Below are 20,752 nucleotides of genomic sequence, written 5' to 3' on the forward strand. Positions count from 1 at the left end.
CGGGAACTCCGCGTCAGGTCCCGGCGTCGTTCGGGGTCCGGATCTGGTAAGCCATCTGACCACATGAGACCACCAGCCGCGTCGCTGGGCCGAATAGGTGACCTAGTGAAACCCGCAGCCTTCGAGTACCACGATCCGCCGACCACCGCTGAAGCGTGCGAACTGCTCGCTCAGCTCGGCGACGAAGCGAAACCGCTGGCGGGTGGGCAGAGCCTCGTGCCTTTGATGAACATGCGCCTGGCGACGCCTCGGCACCTCATCGACCTGCGGAACGTGGCCGGGCTGTCCGACATCACGATCTCCGACACGTCGGTGACCATGGGCTCGATGACGACGCAGCGGCAGATCGAACTGTCCCCCGCCATCCGGAAGGCATGCCCGATCCTCACCGAGGCGACGACGCACATCGCGCACTTCCAGATACGGCAGCGGGGAACGATCGGCGGCTCCATCGCGCACGCGGACCCGGCCGCCGAACTGCCTCTCATCACCGTGCTCCTCGACGCACGGATCGTGGCCCGCAGAGCCGACGGCACCAGATCGATCCCGGCGCGCGGCTTCTTCTACTCGGCGTTCGTCACGGAGCTGGACGAGACCGAGATCGTCGAGTCGATCGAGCTGCCCCGGCTGGCCGACGGCGAAGGCTGGGCCTTCGAGGAGTTCGCACGCAGGCAGGGGGACTTCGCGCTCGTCGGAGTCGCGGCCACCGTCACCCTGACCGACGGAAAGTACTCCGGTGCCCGGCTGGCCGTGAGCGGAGTCGCGTCGGCTCCGGTGCTGCTGCCGGTGGCCGAGCACCTCGTCGGCGAGCGGCCGAGCCCGGCCCTGTACCGGCGGGTGGCCGCGGCGGTCACGGCCGGCCTCACCCCGGGCGGCGACATCCACGCCACCGGCGAGGACCGCAGGGACATCGCCGGCCACCTGACGGAGGTCGCGCTCGCCGCGGCGACGGAAAGAGCCCTCCAACTGACAGATCGTCCGGCAGGGCGGCGGTGACCACGATGAGACGCGTACGTTTCGAACTCAACGGGCAGACGGTGGAGCACGAGGTGGTGCCGCGGCTGCTGCTGTCCGACTTCCTCAGGGACGTTCTCGGGTTCACCGGCACCCACGTGGGTTGTGAGCAGGGAGCCTGCGGGGCCTGCACGATTCTCCTGAACGGCGAGGCGGTCCGTTCGTGCCTGATGTTCGCGGTCCAGGTGGACGGCGCGACGATACGGACCATCGAGGGGGTCTCCCCCGACGGGACCTCACTGCACCCGATCCAGCAGGCCTTTCACGAGAACTACGGACTGCAGTGCGGCTTCTGCACCCCCGGTTTCGTGATGAGCACCTGCGCTCTGCTGGCGGAGAACCCGGCCCCCACCGAGTCCGAGATCCGCAGCCACCTGTCCGGCAATCTGTGCCGCTGCGCCGGATACGAGTCGATCGTCCAGTCGGTGCGGCAGGCCGCGTGGGAACTGGCCGGCGGGAACTGCGCGGGAAAGGCCGACGGCGATGACGAGTAGCACCCTGGCCCGCACCTCCGAGGCGGCCACCGAACAGTCCGGACAGGGGTTCGGCGCGTCGGTGCGTCGCACGGAGGACTACCGGCTGCTGCTCGGCACCGGGACGTTCACCGACGACCTGCAACTTCCCCGCACCCTGCACGCGGCCTTCGTGCGCAGTCCGCACGCGCACGCGCGGATCATCGCCGTCAACGCCGAGCGGAGTCTCGCGCTCCCCGGCGTCGTGGCGGTCTTCACCGGCGAGGACCTGGCCGAACTCACCGCCCCCGGGGTCATGGTCCAGACCGGGGCCGAATCGATGGTCATGGAGACCCTGCCGACCCGCAAGGTCCGGTTCAACGGCGACCCCGTCGCCTGCGTCGTGGCCGTCGACCGGTACGTCGCGGAGGACGCGGTCGAGCTGGTCGAGGTGGAGTACGAACCGCTTGACCCGATCCTCACCATGGAGTCGGCCGCCGCCCCCGGCGCACCCCTGGTCGACGAGGACCTCGCAAGCAACCTGCACACCCAGCAGACGCAGACCTTCGGTGACGTCACGTCGGCCTTCGCCGGCGCCTACCGGATCGTCGAGGCCCGCTTCAGCACCCAGCGGATGACGCACGTCCCGATCGAGCCCCGCGGCGTGCTCGCCGTATGGGACGCCGGCCGCAGGGAGCTGACCTTCCACAGCGGCCAGCAGACGGCTCATCTGCTGCGGACCAACCTGGCACGCCGGCTCAGGCTGGAGGAGAACCAGGTGCGGGTGGTCTCACCGGACGTCGGCGGCGCCTTCGGCCAGAAGATCCCGCTTTTCCGTGAGGAGCTGACGGTGGCCGCCCTGGCCATCAAGCTGCGCCGGCCGATCAAGTGGATCGAGGACCGGCTGGAGAACCTCACGGCGGCCAACCACGCGCGCGACGACTCCGCCTGGGTCAGGGCTGCGGTGGACAAGGACGGACGCATCCTCGGCATGAAGGCCGAACTGTGGGCCGACTACGGCGCGTACGCCTTCTTCACGCCGAAGTACCCGATCGACTCCATCGGCTGGCTGCTCCCCGGCCCGTACAAGTTCCGCGACTACGAGTACTCCATCAACGTCGTGATCACGAACAAGTGCCCGGCCGGGACGCTTCGCGCGCCGATGGCTCTCGTGACGTGGGCCACCGAAGGCATCATCGAGCGCATCGCCCGCGAGCTGAAGCTCGATCCGGTCGAGGTCCGCCGGCGCAACATGATCACCGCGCAGGACCAGCCGTACGTGTCCGCGACCGGGTACACCTACGAGGCCCTCACCATGTGGGAGGGCTATGAGCAGATGCTCGGGGAGTTCGACCTCACCGGCTTCCGGGCGAGGCAGCGTGCCGCCAGGGCGGACGACCGGTACCTCGGCGTCGGGATAGCGAGTGTCCTTGAGCCGACCACCTACGGATCGGCGTGGTACAAGAAGGGCGGCAGGGGAAGCGGCCACGAGGCCGCCACCATCAAGGTGGAGCCGAGTGGCGCGGTCAACATCAGCGTCGGGATCGTGCCGACCGGCCAGGGATACGAGACCACGATCGCCCAAGTGGTCGCCGAAGCCCTCGGCAGCCGGGTCGAGAACGTCAACGTGCGGCTCGGCGACACGTCCCTGTCGCCGTACGGCATGGGAACCCGGGGTTCCCGTGGCGCCGCCGCCGGCAACGCGGTGGCGTACCTGGCGGCGATGGAGGCCCGCGGGAAGCTGCTGCGCATCGCGGCGCACCTCATCGGCGAGCAGGTCGACAACCTGGAGATCCGGGACGACCAGATCTACGTGCTGGGGGAGCCGGAGCCCCGCCTGCCGCTGTCGCAGGTGTCGTGGACCGCGTACATGGATCCCTTCAAGCTGCCACCAGGCGAACAGCCGGGCCTGGAGATCCACCGGACCTACGACCCGCCACCCATGACCTTCTCCAACGCCACACACCTGTGCGTCGTCGAGATCGAGCGGCGCACGGGCCGGGTGACGATCCAGGACTACCGGGTGATCGAGGACGCCGGCACCCTGATCAACCCGGCGATCGTCGACGGCCAGATCCGCGGCGGCGTCGCGATGGGAATCGGGCAGGCGCTGCTCGAAGAGGTCGTCTACGACGAGTCGGGCAACAACCAGACCGCCACGTTCCTGGACTACCTGATCCCGACCATGGACGCGGTACCCCCCATCCGGATATCGCACGTGCAGACGCCGAATCCGCACACCGTCCGCGGCCTCAAAGGGATGGCGGAGGGGCCGGTCCAGGGGGGTCTCGCCGCGGTGATGCTCGCGGTGCAGGACGCGCTGGACGGCCAGGGCCTCACCATCGAGCGGAGCCCGGCCAGCCCGAGCCGGATCAGAGCCCTGTTCCGAACAGTGGAAGGTGACGTCGATGAGTGAGCCGAACTCGGCCAGGATCGCTTTCGTCGGGCTCGGCACCATGGGGTTCCCCATGGCCCGCCGACTCGTCAAGGCCGGACATCCGGTCACCGTGGTGCCGCACACCTCCATGACCGCGGCCAACCGGCTGGCCGAGGACGGAGCCGTGATCGCCACGACACCGGCCAAGGCCGCGAAGGACGCCGACGTGGTGATCACCATGCTCAGGTCGGCCACCGAGGTCTCCACCGTGCTGTTCGGCGACTCCGGGGTGACCGGCACGGCGCGTCCCCGCACCTTGGTGGTGGACATGTCGACCATCGGGCCCGAGGCGGCACGGTCCATCGCGCGCCGGCTGGCGGACGCGGACCTGCCGTTCATGGACGCGCCGGTGAGCGGCGGGCCGGCCAAGGCCAACGACGGCACGCTGACCGCCATCGTCGGCGCGGACGAGGACACCCTCGCCATGGGCCGACCGATCCTGACTCCCATGACCAGCAGGATCTTCCACGCCGGGCCGGTCGGCGCCGGCCAGGCCGCGAAGATCTGCAACAACCTCATCGGCGCCGCCTGCATGCTCGTCAACGCCGAGGCCCTGACGCTCGGTGTGGCGTCCGGCGTCGACCCGCACACGCTGCGCGACATCATCCTCGCCGGCACGGGTGCGAACTGGCAGTTGGAGCACATCGTTCCCCAGACGATCCTGGCGAACGACTTCGACCCGCGGTTCGCGCTCTCCCTCCTGCTGAAGGACCTGAACATCGCGAGGGATGTCGCCGGTGAAGCCGGGTCGCCGTTCCACGTCGGCGAACTGGCGAGACAGATGTTCGGCCGGGCCGAGGCGTCGTTCGGGGGGCGAACGGACTTCAGCGCGGTCGTGAAGTTGTACCAGGAAGCACTCGGCGGCGACGTCTGGCCCCGGTCCGCCGATGCGGCCACCGGGTCGCCTCGCGACGACTGACCAGCCCCCCATCGCCAGGACATGGAGCACCAATGAACGACCCCACCCCGCTACCCCGACCGATCGTCAGCTTTCTCCCCACCGCCTTCACGCCGGACGAGGCCGTGGACACCGGCAAGATGAAGGACCTGGCGGACCTGCTCGCCGGCCACGGGATCAGGCCGGCGGTCCTCGGCGGCATGGGAGAGTTCTACGCCCTGCGCAGGAACGAGGCACGGGACTGCATGGAGGCGGCGGCGGCCGGCGCCGACGGCCGGGTGCCGGTGGTGGCCGGCATAGGGTTCTCGACGCGCGAGGCCACCGAACTCGCCACCGAGGCACGGGACGCCGGCGTGTCGGTGCTGGTGCTCAATCCGCACTACTTCGCCGTTCCCACGCCTGAGGGTGCCGCGGAGCACGTCCGGCGCGTCACCGGCGAGTCCGGGCTGCCGGCGATCGTCTACAGCAGCAAGACCCAGCCGGTCACCGAGGACCATTTGGACCGGCTCGTCACGGTGCCTGGCTTCCGCGGCGTCAAGGAGACCGCCTACGGACCGGACGAGGTGGGCCGGCGGGTCGCGCGCTGGGGCGACCGGATCGAGTGGTGGGGGGTCGGCGAGATCGGCGGGACCGAGTACGCGCGCGCCGGCGGAAACGTCATCACCTCGTCGCTCGCCAACTTCAGCCCCGCCACGTCGACCGCCTACGTCAGGGCGGCGCTGGGTGACGGCGCCATCGACCAGGAACTGGCCGAGTGCTGCGCCGCGTGGGACGCGCTGCTGCGCGCGCCGGAAGGCTACCTCGGTGTACTCAAAGCCGTCATGCAGGCACTTTACGGATGGCACCCCGCCGTACGGCTGCCGATGACCGAGGCAGGCGCGGCCACCCTGGAATCCGTGGCCCGGTTCCTCGACCGCTACGGACATCTGTCCGCCCGATCCGTCCCCACAAGGGGGTAGAGCACACCGGCTGTGCCCCGAAAGAAAATCCTCCCCACAAACCGGATGTCAGGCCCCCTGACCTCGCGATGACCATTCCGGTTGATCCTCCCCCCGATTGGTTGAATGGTATGAAAACTCGTGCTCGTGTGGCACTCGCCGGGCTTATGTGCCTGGCGGTGGCGGCGTGCGGCAGCGGCGGCGCTACCTCGTCCGCCGACCCAGAGTCCAACGGCCCGCTGACGCTGGTCGACTACGGAGGCGCGACGTCCGAGATCTCCAAGGAGATCTGGATGGAGCCCTTCACCAAGCAGACGAACATCCAGATGCGGCACGACGCGCCGAACGACTACGCGAAGGTCAAGGCGCAGGTCGACTCAGGGAAGATCTCCTGGGACGTCATGTTCGTCCAGCCGTACCGGGCGATCGTCGACTGCGGCACCTACTTCGAGAAGCTCGACAAGAGCAAGATCACGACCCTCGACAAACTCCCGCCGCTGATCGGCGAGTGCGGGGTGCCGATCGACAACTTCGCGTACATCCTCGTGTACGACGCCAAGAAGTTCGGCGCGAACCCGCCGACGTCCTGGAAGGACTTCTTCGACCTGGAGAAGTACCCCGGAAAGCGCGGACTCTCGACGGCCGTCGCGGGTGGCGTGCTGGAGGCGGCGCTGCTCGGCGACGGGGTGAAGCCCGAGGAGTTGTACCCGCTCGACATCGACCGGGCGATCAGGAAGTACGACAGCATCAAGGACAACATCTCCTTCTTCGAGTCGGGCGCCCGGCAGATGGAGCAGATCGAGAGCGGCGATGTTGTCATGTCGCTCGCCTGGCACGGCCGGGTGCAGTTGTCGGTGCGCAACGGCGCGCAGTTCAAGCCGGTGTGGAACCAGCACATCCGGACGCACGACACCGTGGCCATGATCAAGGGCACTCCCCGGAAGGAGGATGCCTACAAGTTCCTGAGCTTCATCACGGACGTGCAACAGCAGAAACTCTGGGCCGAGAAGACGTCCTACGGGGCGGCCAACAAGGACGCCAAGCCGACGCTGGACGAGGTCGGCCAGGAATACGACTCCAACGATCCGGCGCACGCGGAACTCGCGGTGAACCTAGACCTGAACTGGTGGGCCGAGCACTACGAAGAGGCCATCGACCGCTACACGAAGTGGTCCGCCCAGTGAGGTGACGCCGGTCGACGGATTCTCGCGAACGGAGATGACCTCTCCCGTACGCCACCGCGTACGGGAGAGGTCGTCGGAAACGGTCGGCGGATCCTGACGCGAGTATCCGCATGTGTGGTAACGAGGAGGATTGAATGACGACGGCGCAGACCATGGAGCGCGCGGACGGCACACAGGAGCGTTCCCGCCCGCTGAAACGACCGCGTAAAAGGCCCCCCGTGGGGCTGCTACTGACCGCTCCTGTCATTGTCTTCCTCATCATTTTCTTCGTCTACCCGGTCGCCGAGATCTTCCGGCTGTCCTTCGTCGACGATGATGGAGCGCTTTCGCTGGGGCATTACACCGCTTTCGCGGGCACGGACGTGTACGTGACGATCCTCATCCGGACGATCTACACCTCGATCATCGTCACGGGACTGTGCGCCCTCATCGCCTTTCCGTACGCGTATCTCATGGTCCTGGTCGGCCCGAAAGCGCGGGCCGTCATGCTCGGCGTGGTGCTCATCCCCTTGTGGACCAGCCTGCTGGCGCGCACGTACGCCTGGATCATCCTGCTCTCCGATGTCGGCCCGGTCGTGGCGTTCCTCTCGGTCTTCGGCCTCGAAGTGACGCTGCTCGGCACCACCCGCGGGGTGCTGATCGGCATGGTGCAGGTCCTGCTGCCCTTCATCACCTTGCCGCTGTACAACACCATGCGCACGATCGACCGGCGGCTCGTCATGGCGGCCCAGTCGCTCGGGGCCACAGCGGGCGCGGCGTTCCGGCAGGTCTTCCTGCCGCTGACGGCTCCAGGCCTGATCACAGGCAGCGTCATGGTGTTCGTGCTCGGCCTCGGCTTCCACGTCACCCCGGCCCTGCTCGGCTCACCCTCACAGTCCATGCTGGGCCAGCTGGCGGCACAGGAGATCTCGTTGAAGCTCGCCTGGGGAAGCGCGGGAGCGATGTCGGTCATCCTCTCCGTACTGACCCTCATCGTCCTGCTGATCGCGGCCCGGTTCGGTATGACCAAGATGCTCACCAGCGTGGGAGGCAAGAATGCCCGCTAGGCGGCCGTACGGCCTGGCCGCGTTCGCGGTCATCACAGGGGCTTTGCTGATTCTCCCCGGCCTGATCGTGTTCCCGATGAGCCTCAGCGATCGGCGTTCCTTCGTCTTCCCGCCGAAGGAGTGGAGTTTCCGGTGGTACGAGAACTTCTTCTCCGACCCCGGGTGGACAGAGACCCTGATGAACTCGCTGCAGACCGCGGTGGTCGTAGCGATCGTCGCCACCGTCGCGGGAACGGTCGCCGTTTTCGGCATCGTGCGGCACAACTTCCGCGGCAAGAGTGTCGTCGTCGGCCTGCTGCTCGCACCGATGGTGACCCCGATCATCATTCTCGGGGTCGGCGAGTACGCGCTCTTCCTGAGGTGGCAGCTTGTCGGAACGGGCCTCGGGTTCACTCTGGCCCACATCGTGCACGCCATCCCGTACGTCGTGCTCACGGTCTCCGGCGTGCTGATGACGATGGACCGTCAGCTGGAACGCGCCGCGGCGAGTCTCGGCGCTCCCCCGCACAAGGTGCTCAGGACCATCACCCTGCCGATCATCGCCCCCGGGATCATGGCCGGCTTCATCTTCGCCTTCATCTCCTCGTTCGACGAGACGGTGATCGCGCTGTTCCTCTCGGACCCCAACTTCCGCACGATGCCCGTCCAGATGTACGCGAGCATGACGCAGGAAGTGGACCCGACGATCGCGGTCGGCGCGTCATTGATCATGCTGCTCTCGACCCTGCTCATCCTGTTGTCCGCTCTCGTGTTCAGGAGGCGTTATGCCAAGGCCAACCGCTGACCGCTCCCGAGGTGCGGCTGTCCGGTTGCGGGGGATCGTCAAGCAGTACGGTGCTGGAGCTCCCGCCGTCAACGCAGTGTCGCTGGACATTGCGGCGGGCGAGTTCATCTCGCTCCTCGGCCCGAGCGGATCGGGCAAGACGACGACGTTGAACGCCATCGCCGGGTTCATCGACATCGACGCGGGCGAGATCGAACTGGGTGGAGTGGCCGTTGCGTCGATGCGCCCCCACTTGCGGAACATCGGCATGGTATTCCAGCATTTCACGCTCTTCCCGCACATGACCGTGGCCGAGAACGTCGCCTATCCGCTGCGCCAGCGCAAGGTCCCGGCGAAGGAGCGCGCGCGGCGGGTCCAGGCCGCGCTGGAGATGGTGCAGTTGGGCGAGTACGGGACCCGCCGCCCAGACCAACTGTCCGGCGGGCAGCAGCAGCGCGTGGCGGTGGCGAGAGCGGTCGTCTTCGAGCCCCGGGTTCTGCTGATGGACGAACCCTTCGGCGCACTGGACCGGAAGTTGCGCGAGGAGTTGCAGATCCAACTCAAGGGTCTGCACCGGGAACTGGGCATCACCATCATCTTCGTGACGCACGACCAGGAAGAGGCCTTGGTCCTCTCCGATCGCATCGCCGTCTTCAACAACGGCTCGATCGATCAGATCGGCACGCCGGCGGAGTTGTACGACCGGCCCGAGAACCGGTTCGTCGCGCAGTTCCTCGGCGAGTCGAACATCTTCGAGGGCACGGTCCGGGACGTGGACGGCGTCCGCGCGCTGGTGTGCCCCGACGGCAGGTTCGTCCTTCCCGCGCCAGCCGCCGACCCGGGGACGGAGATCCACGCGATGGTCCGCCCGGAGAAGTGCCGCGTCGCACCCGTCGGCCCAGACGGTGATGGGCTGACGAACGCCCTGGAGGGTGAGGTCGAGGAGGAGATCTTCCTCGGCTCGTCGCGGAAGCTGCTGGTCCGCACCCCGACCGACAGAGTGGTGACGGTGCGCTCGACCGCCGCAGCCGACCGCGGCGTTTCGGTGGGGTCGAAGGTGGTCGTGACCTGGGACTCGGCCGACCTGCTGGTAGTGCGCTAACGACCGCGCCGGGCGCCGGCTCGGCGGCCACACCGGACGGCCTCCGACGAAGACGGCGCTCAAAAGCTGGTCCTGCGGCTGGCTCGGGAAAACGCAAGGTGGGGCCACAAACGGATCCAGGGCGAGTTGGCCCGGCTCGGGCGTATGGGAGATCCTGAACGCGGCGGGCATCGATACGGCCCCGCGCCGCACCGGGGCGACGCGGCGGGAGTTCCTCGCGGCCCAGGCCGAGGGCATCCTCGCTGTCGACTTCCATTCAGGCGGGCCAGGCCGATGGCGAGATTGCGGAGGCTCGCCATGATCCGGGGTGCGGCACCGGTCCTCATCGTGCAGGCGTCTTCGCGGTAGGTGACGTCGCGGATGTGGTGCAGGGCTTCGATGCTCCAGTGGCCGCGGATCAGTCCGGCGAGGTGGGCATGGGTGATCTGGCCGGGGTGCAGGCTGGTGATGGCGTAGATGGTGACGATGGTGGTCTTCCCGGTGGCGTTGTTGGTGCGGCGTCGTTTGACCTGGATGGCCTGGGCGGCGTGAGGGAAGGGCAGGCCCGGGCGGACGGTGCAGATCTTCATGCGGTGGATCTCGCGGCGTCCGTGCGCGGTCTCGTCGGTGCGGTCGTTGAGGATGGCCTCGCGCCAGGGCAGTGCCTTGAGCCGGCGCAGCAGCGTGGGCTGGTTGCCCTTGACGATGAACACGTAGTGCCCTCCGGCGGCGACGATCTGGCGGGCGTGCTCGTGCTGGGTGTGCAGGGCGTCGGCGGTGATGACCACGCTGGTGAGGTCGAGCCCGGATAGCAGGGGCGTGAACGCGGGGATCTCGTTGCTTTTGGCTGCGACCTGGGCTTGAGCCATCACCGTCTGGGTGTCGTGGCGGGTGGCGGCCAGCAGGTGGGTTACGCCGCCTGCGGTGCGGCTGCCGCGCAGGGTTTTGCCGTCCACGGCCAGGCCGAGTAGCGCTGTTGTGCCGTTCGTGGCGGTCGCTGGTGGCGCGGCGGCCAGGTTGGACAGGTAGGCGCAGGTCGCGGCGTCGAAGTTGTCGCCGTCCAGGCGGGCCAGCAGCCGTCCCAGGGTGGAGGCGGCCAGCCGTACGGTGCCCGGGAGACCGATCCGGGCGCGCAGGTCGGGATCGTATCCGGCGATGAACCGGGTGATCTTCGCCAGGGAAGTCGCTCCGCCGAGCACGGCGAGAAGGGCTAACGCGAGTAGCGGGCCGAGTCGGTAGCGGCGCCCGCGGCGGCTGCGGGGGTCGGGTACGGCATCCAGCACCTCGGCCAGGGCGGGCAGATCGGACAGCGGATCGGAGATGGTGACGTGCTCCAGGTGGCGGGAGAGCACGTCGATCGGGGATGATGGCACGCGAACGCGGCCCCTGTTCTTGATCGACTGGCTAGACACCGACGATCATGAGGGGTCGCGTTTGTCATCTCCGCACCGGGGTGCCCTCAACCACCCGCCTGTCCCAGGGGTGCGACCGTCTCACCAGCCGAGAACGCTCGAGCCCTGGCGTGGAAGGCAATGCCGTTTAGTTAGATAGCGATCTTGCCGGTACCTTCGCCTGATGATCATGTCGGGCATTGCGGGCAGTTCGGGTCGATTGACGGATCTGGTGGCGATCGGCGCGCTGACATCGCTGATCCCCCGGCAGGTACTGGATGCGGTCGTCGCTGCACACGGATGCCGGGAGCAACGTGTTCGTAAGCTCCCCGCACACGTGGTCATCTACCTGCTCATCGCGCTGTGCCTGTACCCCGACGATGACTACGAGGAGGTCGCTGAGAAGCTGACGGGCATGCTGGCCTTGATGCCCGGAGCGTGCTGGGAGGCACCCACCCGCGGCGCGATCACGCAAGCCCGCCAGCGCCTAGGTTCCGAGGCGGTCCGAGAGGTATTCCGGCAGGTGGCGCGGCCCGCGGCGACCGAGTCAACGCCGGGCGCGTGGCTGAATCGCTGGCGGGTGATGGCGATCGACGGGTTCGTGATCGACCTTCCCGACACCCAGGCCAACGTCGCCGAGTTCAGCCGCGACAGCGCGGGCGGGTACGAGACCGCCTTCCCGCAGGCGCGGGTGGTCGCCATCAGCGAGTGCGCCAGCCACGCCATCGTGGCAGCCGACGTGGCGGGCTGCTGGGCCGGCGAACAGACCCTCTCGTTCTCCCTGTACGAGCAGTTGAACGAGGAGATGCTGCTCACCGCCGACCGCGGCTTCTACAGCTTCGCGGCCTGGAACCAGGCACGTCACAGCGGCGCTCATCTGCTATGGCGCGTCCAGGCCGGGCTCCGCCCCTACTGGCTATGTGACCTGGACGACGGGTCCTGGCTCGCCGTCATCACCAAACCCACCGGCCTGCGCCGATCGCAGAAAGACCGGCTCCGCGAGGCCGCCCGCCAAAGCCGAGACCTCGATCCCGATGACGCGGTGATCGTACGAGTGGTCGACTACGCGGTGCCCGACCGCAAGGGCGAGCACATCCGGCTGATCACCAGCATCCTCGATCCTGCCGAGGCCACCGCCGAAGACCTGGCCCATTGCTACCACGACCGCTGGGAGGCCGAAACCGGTATCGATCAGCTGAAGACTCATCTGCGCGGGCCGGGCCGTATCCTGCGCTCGCGCACCCCCGAGCTGGTCTACTAGGAGATCTGGGCCTATCTGCTGACCCACTGGGCGTTATGCGCGTTGATCTGCACCGCCGCCACAGTGGCTGGGATCGACCCCGACCGGATCAAGTTTGTGGGCACTGTCCGCATCGTGCGCCGCTCGGTCACCGACCACGCGGCCTTTTCCCCCTGAGCCAGCTGACGCCTCCTGAATCCTCCACCGAGTCGCGCACCGCCGGAACGTGAACCCTCTCCGCCGCCACCGTTCCTACCCGCGAGCCGTCAAACGCTCTCGCAGGAGCAGTTACCGTGAGCGGCGCTCTTCCGATAAGGGCATCCGGTACGCGGGTCCACCGACTGTCACGCTCTTGCCCACACCGTCGGCCGCCCAGCGAAGACCATGATCAATTGCTATCTAAACGGCATTGGGCGTGGAAGGTCAGGCCCTTCAGGCCAATAACAAGATCTCAACCGCTCTGGACGGCTAATTCCAGAGCTACCTTGGAAGGGCCTCGGCTATTCCGAGGCCCTTCCTGTTCGGGGCTCAGCCATCTGCCGATAGCCCGAGCCGGCGCAACTGCTCGGCGTCCTCCACCTGACCCTGATCGGCTAGCTAGCTGCTAGGGGATTGAGCTTGATCGGAGTCTGCCGCGTCCGGTTCAGCAATCGGTGCTGGTGTGGGAGGGGGCTGCTTAGGCTCAGGCACATGTCCAGCAGGGCGATAGCCCTTTTTCTCTGCAGGATCGAACGCGGGGCGGGTTTCACTCATCGGCGCTATCTCCTTTCTCCCGGGGGGCCTCTATGAAGTCCAGGCATTCGACCTCGTCCATCCGAATGTATAACCCTCCGCTGTATGGGAGCGGGTTCTCGAAACGGCCGGATTTCGAGAGTGCCCATGCACTTTGCAGGTACACGTCCGCAGGGTGAGGATAGCCTGATACGAATGATGTCTCACCATACCAGCCGCCCACCCAGCCGCCACTTTTGAGGCGTGCCCGAACGAAGCAATGCGAGCGGTTACTGAAAGCATCGTCCCAAGCTGTCGGTGTCGGCTTGTACGCGGAGGCAGCCCGGCGTATAGCCAACCGGTTAAGAAGCCAGGCGCTTCCGGCCGGAGCCGCAACGAGCAACAGCAGGGCCGTCAATGCTGCCAAGCGAGGGCTGGCCGCCGTGCCGACTAGCCAGCCTTGCCGCTGATCATAAACGAGTCGAACAAGCCATTCGCCCCCTATCGCCACATACACGGCATCAAGGACAATGCCAGCGGTTAAGGCGCGGAGCACTCGCTCTCCGAGCTCCTTGTGGCCAGGGGCGAGGCCGCGGAGGCGCTCACGTACGAACTGGTACGACACCCCAGGCAGAACTAGCAGGATCACGATTGTGACCTGCGCGAATGTCGTCGGCGCCTGTGACAACTGCCCTCCTCTCGAAGCCGCTTGAAGCGGCTGCGTGTTCAGATGTCGGATCGGTAACCTAGTGGAAATATCTTGTCCAGGCGTGGGCGTCAACCATGATGTCTTGCGTGACATCCGTTTAGAGGTGAGCCGATAAGATGCATGAGGACTTGCGAGAAGCGCGTGACAGCTGGATCGACCTGCTCGCGACGCAGATCTCTACTCGCTGGCTCCCTCGGGTAGGGATGTGCGCAGATCAGCTGCTGCCTTCTTGGGTGGCGCAGGATACACTGACACTTTCGATGTTGGCATCTAGCGTCGCTGTCGAAGATGTCATGGCGCGTCCGCCTGAGGCGATCGCGCAACGGCTTAAGGAAACTGGCCTTGTCCTCCCAGGTGTTTCTCCATTTCTGATTATTGACGAATTGGTGCTGCCTGTTATTAGGCAATTACGGCTTCATGGTGCGCCCTGGCGTCGTTGGTGGGATGTAGGGGCCCTACACGTATTGCTCGTCGAATTGTGGGCGGGGCGTCGTCGAGAGCAGTGCAGTGCAGATCAAGTGAGGGAAGAACTTGGGACAATCTGGCAAATTCCCGATGAGCAGCTAGCAACAGTTTTGGGTAATCTTGCTGATCCTTTCGTTCACCTGCCGGCGGACCTGCTATGGGAGTCCAGGAGTGGCATTGCCGCACAACTCTTTCAAAATCTCGTGAGACTGGGAAAGATCAGTCTAGCGACGGACGTAGACATTATCCGTGCTTGCCCAGCACTCGCTGACAGGCTAGAGCTTGTCGAGATCGCGCTACGGTATCGACGCCGTGTTGATCTGGAAATCGCTCTGCGGCAGGTGCGGGACACTCCTGCCGCAGACGAAGCCGCACTCCGCCTCGATTTGAAAACCTGGGATGAGCAGTTCGGTCTTCTCCTGCAGAGCTTAACCGCGCACGAGGTGGGCCTGCTGGCGACACCTGATCAAGACGAACTATATAAAGATGAATGCCTCATAGTAGGACAGGGGCTGTACGAACTCTGGTTACAACAAGACGATTCACTTCCATCGGAGCTTGTGCCTGGACGAGATGCCCCCGCACCAGGATGGATGCTCGATGAAATCGTTACTGGCGGCGCGCGCTCGTTCCGTACCAATGTGGGCCCACACCCGGTGTGGCTGGCCACCGCAGATACTCCTGAGATTCTGACGGCGATGCGTGCCCTGACAATACCGGGAAGCGCGTACGGGATCAGGTGCGCCATAGAGGACAACGAAGTGGTGGTTCGGCTGGTGTTGCCGCTCCCCCCCGAGGATTCAGGTCCTCCCATGGAGGTCCCCTATTCCTACCCGTTGGATACGGTCAATTCTGCCTGGCAACTGGTGCATCTAGCGGCGGTAGAATATGTGCGCCTCACGGTGCTGAGTCTCCAAGGCGACGGTGAGCTCCGAGTGCAGGGAACTGTGCCCATTCAGCTTCCACCAGCCGTGTGCGACAAGCTGACAGCAGCCGGTGTCCAGGCGCTCCGTCGCCTCGTTGGAAACGAGACCCGGCAGATCCCGTGGCGTCGTTCCATGGAGGGATTAGACAGGGCAGCCCAAGCGGCGTTTCACGGCAATGAAATTGCCAAGGGCGAAGAGCTCCGGGAGGAGTTTGCCATTCTGGATCCACAACCCTCGCCTGCGTGGGAAGCGTTCATATCGGCCGCCCGCCGACTTGCCCACATCAGGGCTCGCCACGCTGTTGCCGTGCTTGATGGACTTCCAGAACTATCGCTGAGGTCCGCCGTTGATCGGGCCGTCGAGGACCGGCAACGCCATCTGGAGATTGCACGCGCTGACTTCCGCAATGGAAAGAACCAGCGGCGCCTAGATGAGGAGGACCAAGTCGTTGAGGCATTGCGCGATGATGGAAGCGCGTTTGTGCATCTATTCACCAAAAACGATCGTTTGTCGTCAGTCATCGCATGGCTCCAGAATGGCTCGCCGCATTATGAGCTGCAGCCCTACAGCGACATTGCAGCAGAGTGGGTCACTGCTGTAGCATCCAGATGGGTACGATCTCCACATGTGTCAATGCTAGATGGAGATAAGGACGATCTGCTCCAACTATTGGCTGCCGCATCTAAGCTCCTCCAGCCGATTGCAGAAAGACTGATTGAGTTAAGAACTCGCCGCCTATTCCTCAGCCCGACTCCTCCGCTGGACCTGCTTCCCCTCCATGCTGTTCCTGTAGAATTCGACGACGGTCCCACAATGCTCTGTGATGCTTTCGAGAATGTCGTCTACATGCCAAGCGCGCGGATCCTGAGGGCCATCGGACAATCTGTAAGGCGTCCAGCATCCTGTCCCGCGCTCGTCGTAGCACACACCGGTAGCGGCATATTGGGAGCCGGTGCCAGCCGTAGCGCCCTTACCGAAGCCGAGATGGTCGCTGATATCTACCGTGGATCCATCCAACTCTCGGAGGCGGCCGCTACACCCGGCGCGGTACTGGCGGTCATGATGACGGCTCGTATTGTCCACATTACCTGTCATGGCCACATTCATTCGAATCGTTGGGCATCCGGCGTCATATTGCACGGTGAGACGTTGGGTGAAGCGACGCTCACCACGAGCAAGATCTTGGCAGACGCTGATCTCTCTGCAGTCGATCTTGTAGTTCTCAACGCCTGCAGAACGGGCACCCACGAATCTGCCGCTCGTACAGTGCAGACCCTCCGGGGGGTCGAGTCGGCATTTCTCGCTCGGGGTGCCAAATCGGTGATATCTACCTTATGGGAGATAACCAATCTCCACTCATTGGTGTTCTCGGCTTTGCTGCACACGCGGCTGGAAGTGGGGGGTTCCGTAAACGAGGCGTACCGCGATACGACTGACTTCCTGCGTTGGGGCCGGTGGCGTTCTGATTCCCGCACGGATGTCGATGAGGTAGCAATGGGACGGCTCGACCGAGTCTTTCCAGAATGGCGCCACTATCTCATTCGGCAGGCTGAGGATGATCCCCTATTCTGGGCGGCGTTCAAATTCACCGGAGCTACCTGAGTCTGTCGACATCCTGGGTCCTTCATTCAACTCCTGGACTAGTTTAGGACTCTGCTTAGCTGTTCGCCGTCAGAGATATCGCCAATCCTGATGACCCCACGCAACTTGTACCTGGCTGGGATGTCACGGATGCTACTCCAGTACGCCGACTGGTACGGTATGCCGCTGAATCAGTTGGCACCGGGGAATGCATTGTTGCAGTCTTCGCATCGTCGTTCGGCGTACCTGTCTAGGTTCCCACTCTCAGCCCATGCTGGATTATTTGGGCTAATGTTGGTCCAGAGGCCTGGACGAGGTTGGCGAATCCGCCCCCAGTCGGTCTCCATGATTTCTGGTGTGGCGGTGTGATTACAGCCGTCTGGCAAGTGTGCGTACCGCTTGGGTGAGATGAGGATTTCAAAGGGGACGAACATCCTCGCCGGTGCACCTGAGCAGGAGCAACCTAGGCCCACGGGGAGATCGCACCGTTCGCAGCGTGTTTCTGTCACGCGCACATTATTGGCGACCCGCATGAGCTTTGGTAGTCGGGAGCTGTAGAACGCGCTGGCCGAGGTGTCCGAGCTCTATCGACGTGCCTCGCTGGGGACGGGACTGTTGATGGCTGTCGTGTGGTTGTCCTGATCATTTTTCCCTTGGCGGGGTGGCGCCTCGGGCCGTAGCATCCCTCCTGTGACGACAGCCGACACCTTCTACACCTTCTGCAGGACGGTCGAAGCACGTTCGCAGGAGCATCACCAAGCCATGGACGTCGCGCTGGAACGGGGCTGGTGGGCGATCGCCGGCAGCGTGCTGCGCATGGAGCTGGACTCGATGATCCGCGTCATCTATCTACTCCACAATCCGGATGTGCGAGACCGTACTCTGGCGTCCTGCGTTGCCGGCAAGGGATTTAAGAACGACCGGGGCCGCATCGCTGATCAGAAGATGATCGAGGTCGCTACCGGTACCAACGGCTGGGTAGATGCCGTGTATAAGTTCGGGAACAAGTTCGTGCACCTGACCGACGCGCACGACTATGCAGAAGTAGATCCGTTCCAGGTGTACGAGCACAGGGATGAGGTCATCAAGTACCTCAACAAGTATCACCAAGGCAAGGTGCCCGGTCGGCCGCTGGACGACAGCTCCACGTTGCGCGACATCGCCGCGTATACCCCGCACGTGCTAAACAAGATCACCTCGAACCTGAACGGATACATCGAGCGTCTGCACGCAGAGGTACCGAACTAAATGCGTCTTGTCAGGTAGCTGACGAGGGCTGATCTATGCGGTACGACCGTGTGTGCGGTATGCACGGGGCGGTGGCTTTACCCCTCAGGAGCAGCAGCGCCGAGAGGTGGTAAGGCTGCGGGCAGCCGAGATGTTCGAACAGCGGGACACTACGGCGGCGGTAATCCGTGCGCCGCCGCGTCATCGAACGGTCGGTGGAGCGTGGCGGCGCTCCGGGCGGGAAGGCGGCACAGCGGTGCTGGCCTCCAAGGGCCCACCATTGCTGCCCAAGCTGAGCCCCGCGCAATTCGCCCGGCTGGAGGCTGACCTGGAGCGCGGTCCGCTCGCGCATGGCTTCGCCGACCAGCGTTGAACGCTGAGGCGTACTGGCCTGGCCATCACAGCGTGAGTCGACATCACGAATCAAAGATCAGTACCTGGAAGGGCCTCGGGCTATCCCGGGGCCTTTCTGCATGCGCGGCCTGACCTGGGGAAACGCCTGTATGATCATTTCGCGTATATTTCGCGATCACTGACATGTAGCTGCCTACGGCTGCATCTCGCTGCGCATGATCGCCGGGCGGCTACAGAGAAACCCCAGGTGATGGGCTGTTTGGGCTGATCAAAGAGTGCCCCCGGCAGGATTCGAACCTGCGGCACCCGCTTTAGGAGAGCGGTGCTCTATCCCCTGAGCTACGGAGGCGTGACGTGCATCAGTAAGCCTAGCGAAAGGTTGGGCCCGCTCGCGCCTCCACCGGGGGTGTCGTTTTCGAGTCCCCGGGTCACCGGCAGGCTGACCTGCGGTAAAGGCATGGCAAGTCCTCGTACGGCGGCTTGGGCGGGCCGGTTACCGTCGCTGGCCGTGACCGTAACGCGACATGGGTCCGCGCCTGGGCTGCGATCGATGGTGCTCCTCGTGGCGCTGATCGCGCCGGTGGTCCTGGCCTCGGGCATGCTCATGGCGGACTACACCGGCTACGGGGAGCGGGCCCGGGGCGATTTCGTCTCGGACGCGGCCGTACGGGCGGAACCGGCCGGGATGCCGGGTGAGGGGCGTGCCGGAGTCCGGCCACCTGCGGGGACGCCGGGCGCGCAGCCGACTGCGGGGGCCAGTCCAGAAGCCCCGGAAGCCCCAAGGATCGCCGTGGTTCCGATGGCCCGGGTCGTGCGGGAGCCCCTGCTGGATCCGACACCGGTGCCCGAGCCGACTGGTCCCGCTCGTCTCTACGAGCGGCTCGTACGGATTCTTCCGGTCGTCCGGCCCGTCCGTGAGGTCGTCATCCAGGGGAACGCACCGGCGGCGCGGCGTCCGGCGGAGGCGAAGCCATCGCCTCGCGAGGAGACGACCTTCACGTGCGCGCCCGAGTGGCGGGACACCTGGCTGTGGGAGCTCTGCCAGGAGCAACAGGCTCGACCTGATGGAGGGGAATGAGCGGGAATCGTGCAAACGCGACGCGACCGGTCGATAGCGCTTGTGCGAACCGAGGCTCGGGCACACGGGGCGCTGTAGTAACGTGCCTCCCTAATCCAGGTCACGAGTTCGCAAACGGGGGAGTCGATCGTGTCATCTCCTCGATCAGCCAGGCTGATCGCGGTCGTCACGGTGATGACTTCGCTGGCCGTCTCCGGGCCGTACGCCACGGCCTCGGCAGACGCCACGACCACCGCGAAAGAGTCCGCCCTGGCCGGTGAGCTCTCCAAGGAGCCCACCACGCTGACCGAGCTGCGGCGCGAGGCCCAGAAGGCGTACAAGTCCATTGAGGACGCGAACAGGGCGCTGGTGGCGCGCCAGAAGAAGTTCGGCGCCGTGGAGAAGGAACTGGCGGCCAAGCTCGAAAGCCTCCAGGAGGCCACGGCGCAGATCAACAAGATGCGCAAGCCGCTGTCCGATCTGGCGTCGTCGCTGTACCAGGACCCGTCCGTCGACGGGCTCAGCCCGTTCTTCAGGGCGGGGGGCGGTACGGACACGCTGCGGAGGATCGCCGACCTCGATCACATGGTCGCCGGGCGCAACAACGTGCTCGGCGACGCGATCAAGCTGCTGGAGCGGCAGCGGCAGCTCGCCCAGGAGGCTCAGGAGCTCCGGGCGGCGAGCCTGCTGCAGGAGGCGCAGCTGAGCGCCGAGGTGACCGCTCTGCGCAAGCGCTCGTCCGCCCTGGTCCGCTCCCTCACCAAAGCGCTGATCAAGCTCGGCGTGAAGATCGGCGACGGGACCCAGGGAGCCGGCGGATGCGACCCCACCAGGATCACCCAGGCCGAGCAGTACCCGAACGGCCTGCTGCCCAAGAGCATCCTGTGTCCCCTGCCGCAGGGGGGAGAGACGCTGCGGGCGGACGCGGCGATCGCCTTCGCCGATATGAACATCGCCTACAAGAAGCGGTTCGGCACCTCGATGTGCATCTCCGACAGCTACCGGAGCCTGGGCGAGCAGCAGTCGGTCTACTATCGGCGGCCCGGTTTCGCCGCCACGCCTGGCAAGAGCAACCACGGGCTGGGGCTCGCCGTCGACCTGTGCGGCGGTGTGCAGAACTTCCGCTCCGTGCAGTTCAACTGGCTGGAGGCCAACAGCAAGCGGTTCGGCTGGTTCCACCCCGACTGGGCCTACAGCAGCCCCTTCGAGCCCTGGCACTGGGAGTACGACCCCAAGCTCGGCTCACTCCTGTGACCCGGCCCGCGCCGGCCATCGGGG

At 65.4% G+C, this 20,752-nt stretch carries 16 protein-coding genes and 1 tRNA gene; 14 read left to right on the forward strand and 3 right to left on the reverse strand.

The genetic code is table 11. The annotated features are described in order from the left end of the window. Positions 1-105: 105 nt before the first annotated feature. From HHX31_RS13115 to HHX31_RS13155, 9 genes are all read left to right on the forward strand, one after another. Positions 106-996, forward strand: coding sequence for a xanthine dehydrogenase family protein subunit M (locus HHX31_RS13115; RefSeq protein WP_169948535.1), 891 nt, complete (start codon positions 106-108; stop codon positions 994-996). A gap of 5 nt (positions 997-1,001) precedes the next feature. Continuing rightward, positions 1,002-1,508, forward strand: coding sequence for a (2Fe-2S)-binding protein (locus HHX31_RS13120; protein ID WP_169948536.1), 507 nt, complete (start codon positions 1,002-1,004; stop codon positions 1,506-1,508). Continuing rightward, entirely contained in the window at positions 1,498-3,882 is a 2,385-nt protein-coding gene (locus HHX31_RS13125; protein WP_169948537.1) for a xanthine dehydrogenase family protein molybdopterin-binding subunit, read from the forward strand. The genes HHX31_RS13120 and HHX31_RS13125 overlap by 11 nt, the downstream gene beginning before the upstream one ends. Continuing rightward, positions 3,875-4,822, forward strand: coding sequence for an NAD(P)-dependent oxidoreductase (locus tag HHX31_RS13130; RefSeq protein ID WP_169948538.1), 948 nt, complete (start codon positions 3,875-3,877; stop codon positions 4,820-4,822). Before HHX31_RS13125 ends, HHX31_RS13130 begins: the two co-directional genes overlap by 8 nt. 32 nt (positions 4,823-4,854) lie before the next feature. Next, positions 4,855-5,760: a dihydrodipicolinate synthase family protein gene (locus tag HHX31_RS13135; protein ID WP_169948539.1), complete on the forward strand. Its 906-nt coding sequence runs from the start codon at positions 4,855-4,857 to the stop codon at positions 5,758-5,760. 110 nt (positions 5,761-5,870) lie between these two features. Further along, entirely contained in the window at positions 5,871-6,923 is a 1,053-nt protein-coding gene (locus HHX31_RS13140; RefSeq protein WP_169948540.1) for an ABC transporter substrate-binding protein, read from the forward strand. Between the two features lie 134 nt (positions 6,924-7,057). Continuing rightward, complete coding sequence (locus HHX31_RS13145; protein WP_169948541.1) at positions 7,058-7,969, forward strand: ABC transporter permease; 912 nt, start codon at positions 7,058-7,060, stop codon at positions 7,967-7,969. After that, the gene (locus HHX31_RS13150) at positions 7,959-8,753 is read left to right on the forward strand and encodes an ABC transporter permease (protein WP_169948542.1); all 795 of its coding nucleotides are present in this window, start codon (positions 7,959-7,961) and stop codon (positions 8,751-8,753) included. Before HHX31_RS13145 ends, HHX31_RS13150 begins: the two co-directional genes overlap by 11 nt. Then, positions 8,734-9,834, forward strand: coding sequence for an ABC transporter ATP-binding protein (locus HHX31_RS13155; RefSeq protein WP_169948543.1), 1,101 nt, complete (start codon positions 8,734-8,736; stop codon positions 9,832-9,834). The genes HHX31_RS13150 and HHX31_RS13155 overlap by 20 nt, the downstream gene beginning before the upstream one ends. Positions 9,835-9,893: 59 nt before the next feature. Here HHX31_RS13155 and HHX31_RS13160 read toward each other — a convergent pair whose 3' ends face one another. Then, on the reverse strand, positions 9,894-11,186 hold the full coding sequence (locus tag HHX31_RS13160) for an ISAs1 family transposase (RefSeq protein WP_169948544.1): 1,293 nt from the start codon (positions 11,184-11,186) through the stop codon (positions 9,894-9,896). Between the two features lie 202 nt (positions 11,187-11,388). Here HHX31_RS13160 and HHX31_RS13165 point away from each other — a divergent pair, with 202 nt between their 5' ends. Further along, a complete protein-coding gene (locus HHX31_RS13165; RefSeq protein WP_211589652.1) occupies positions 11,389-12,465 on the forward strand; it encodes an IS4 family transposase in 1,077 nt (358 codons plus the stop codon). Between the two features lie 724 nt (positions 12,466-13,189). Here the strand turns inward: HHX31_RS13165 and HHX31_RS35940 are convergent. Further along, a complete protein-coding gene (locus tag HHX31_RS35940) occupies positions 13,190-13,957 on the reverse strand; it encodes a DUF6338 family protein (RefSeq protein ID WP_396710922.1) in 768 nt (255 codons plus the stop codon). 23 nt (positions 13,958-13,980) lie between these two features. Between HHX31_RS35940 and HHX31_RS13170 the strand changes: the two genes are divergently transcribed. Both HHX31_RS13170 and HHX31_RS13175 read left to right on the forward strand, forming a co-directional pair. Beyond that, positions 13,981-16,857 carry a CHAT domain-containing protein gene (locus tag HHX31_RS13170; protein WP_169948545.1) on the forward strand — a complete coding sequence of 959 codons (2,877 nt, stop codon included), beginning with the start codon at positions 13,981-13,983 and terminating at the stop codon, positions 16,855-16,857. A gap of 669 nt (positions 16,858-17,526) precedes the next feature. Beyond that, a complete protein-coding gene (locus tag HHX31_RS13175; protein WP_169948546.1) occupies positions 17,527-18,084 on the forward strand; it encodes a hypothetical protein in 558 nt (185 codons plus the stop codon). 609 nt (positions 18,085-18,693) lie between these two features. Here HHX31_RS13175 and HHX31_RS13185 read toward each other — a convergent pair. Next, positions 18,694-18,766, reverse strand: a tRNA-Arg gene (locus tag HHX31_RS13185). A gap of 201 nt (positions 18,767-18,967) precedes the next feature. Here HHX31_RS13185 and HHX31_RS13190 point away from each other — a divergent pair. Beyond that, positions 18,968-19,495: a hypothetical protein gene (locus HHX31_RS13190; RefSeq protein ID WP_169948548.1), complete on the forward strand. Its 528-nt coding sequence runs from the start codon at positions 18,968-18,970 to the stop codon at positions 19,493-19,495. 129 nt (positions 19,496-19,624) lie between these two features. Then, positions 19,625-20,728: a D-alanyl-D-alanine carboxypeptidase family protein gene (locus HHX31_RS13195; RefSeq protein ID WP_169948549.1), complete on the forward strand. Its 1,104-nt coding sequence runs from the start codon at positions 19,625-19,627 to the stop codon at positions 20,726-20,728. Positions 20,729-20,752 lie beyond the last annotated feature (24 nt).

The organism is Microbispora sp. H11081 (assembly GCF_012999535.1).
GTDB lineage: Bacteria > Actinomycetota > Actinomycetes > Streptosporangiales > Streptosporangiaceae > Microbispora.

What these genes read in the sequence shown, in the direction of transcription:
- HHX31_RS13130 (WP_169948538.1), top strand. Translation starts at nt 3,875, where the DNA reads ATGAGTGAGCCGAACTCGGCCAGGATCGCTTTCGTCGGGCTCGGCACC.
- HHX31_RS35940 (WP_396710922.1), bottom strand. Translation starts at nt 13,957, where the DNA reads ATGTCACGCAAGACATCATGGTTGACGCCCACGCCTGGACAAGATATT.
- HHX31_RS13190 (WP_169948548.1), top strand. Translation starts at nt 18,968, where the DNA reads ATGGTGCTCCTCGTGGCGCTGATCGCGCCGGTGGTCCTGGCCTCGGGC.
- HHX31_RS13135 (WP_169948539.1), top strand. Translation starts at nt 4,855, where the DNA reads ATGAACGACCCCACCCCGCTACCCCGACCGATCGTCAGCTTTCTCCCC.
- HHX31_RS13165 (WP_211589652.1), top strand. Translation starts at nt 11,389, where the DNA reads ATGATCATGTCGGGCATTGCGGGCAGTTCGGGTCGATTGACGGATCTG.
- HHX31_RS13170 (WP_169948545.1), top strand. Translation starts at nt 13,981, where the DNA reads ATGCATGAGGACTTGCGAGAAGCGCGTGACAGCTGGATCGACCTGCTC.
- HHX31_RS13140 (WP_169948540.1), top strand. Translation starts at nt 5,871, where the DNA reads ATGAAAACTCGTGCTCGTGTGGCACTCGCCGGGCTTATGTGCCTGGCG.
- HHX31_RS13150 (WP_169948542.1), top strand. Translation starts at nt 7,959, where the DNA reads ATGCCCGCTAGGCGGCCGTACGGCCTGGCCGCGTTCGCGGTCATCACA.
- HHX31_RS13155 (WP_169948543.1), top strand. Translation starts at nt 8,734, where the DNA reads ATGCCAAGGCCAACCGCTGACCGCTCCCGAGGTGCGGCTGTCCGGTTG.
- HHX31_RS13125 (WP_169948537.1), top strand. Translation starts at nt 1,498, where the DNA reads ATGACGAGTAGCACCCTGGCCCGCACCTCCGAGGCGGCCACCGAACAG.
- HHX31_RS13120 (WP_169948536.1), top strand. Translation starts at nt 1,002, where the DNA reads ATGAGACGCGTACGTTTCGAACTCAACGGGCAGACGGTGGAGCACGAG.
- HHX31_RS13145 (WP_169948541.1), top strand. Translation starts at nt 7,058, where the DNA reads ATGACGACGGCGCAGACCATGGAGCGCGCGGACGGCACACAGGAGCGT.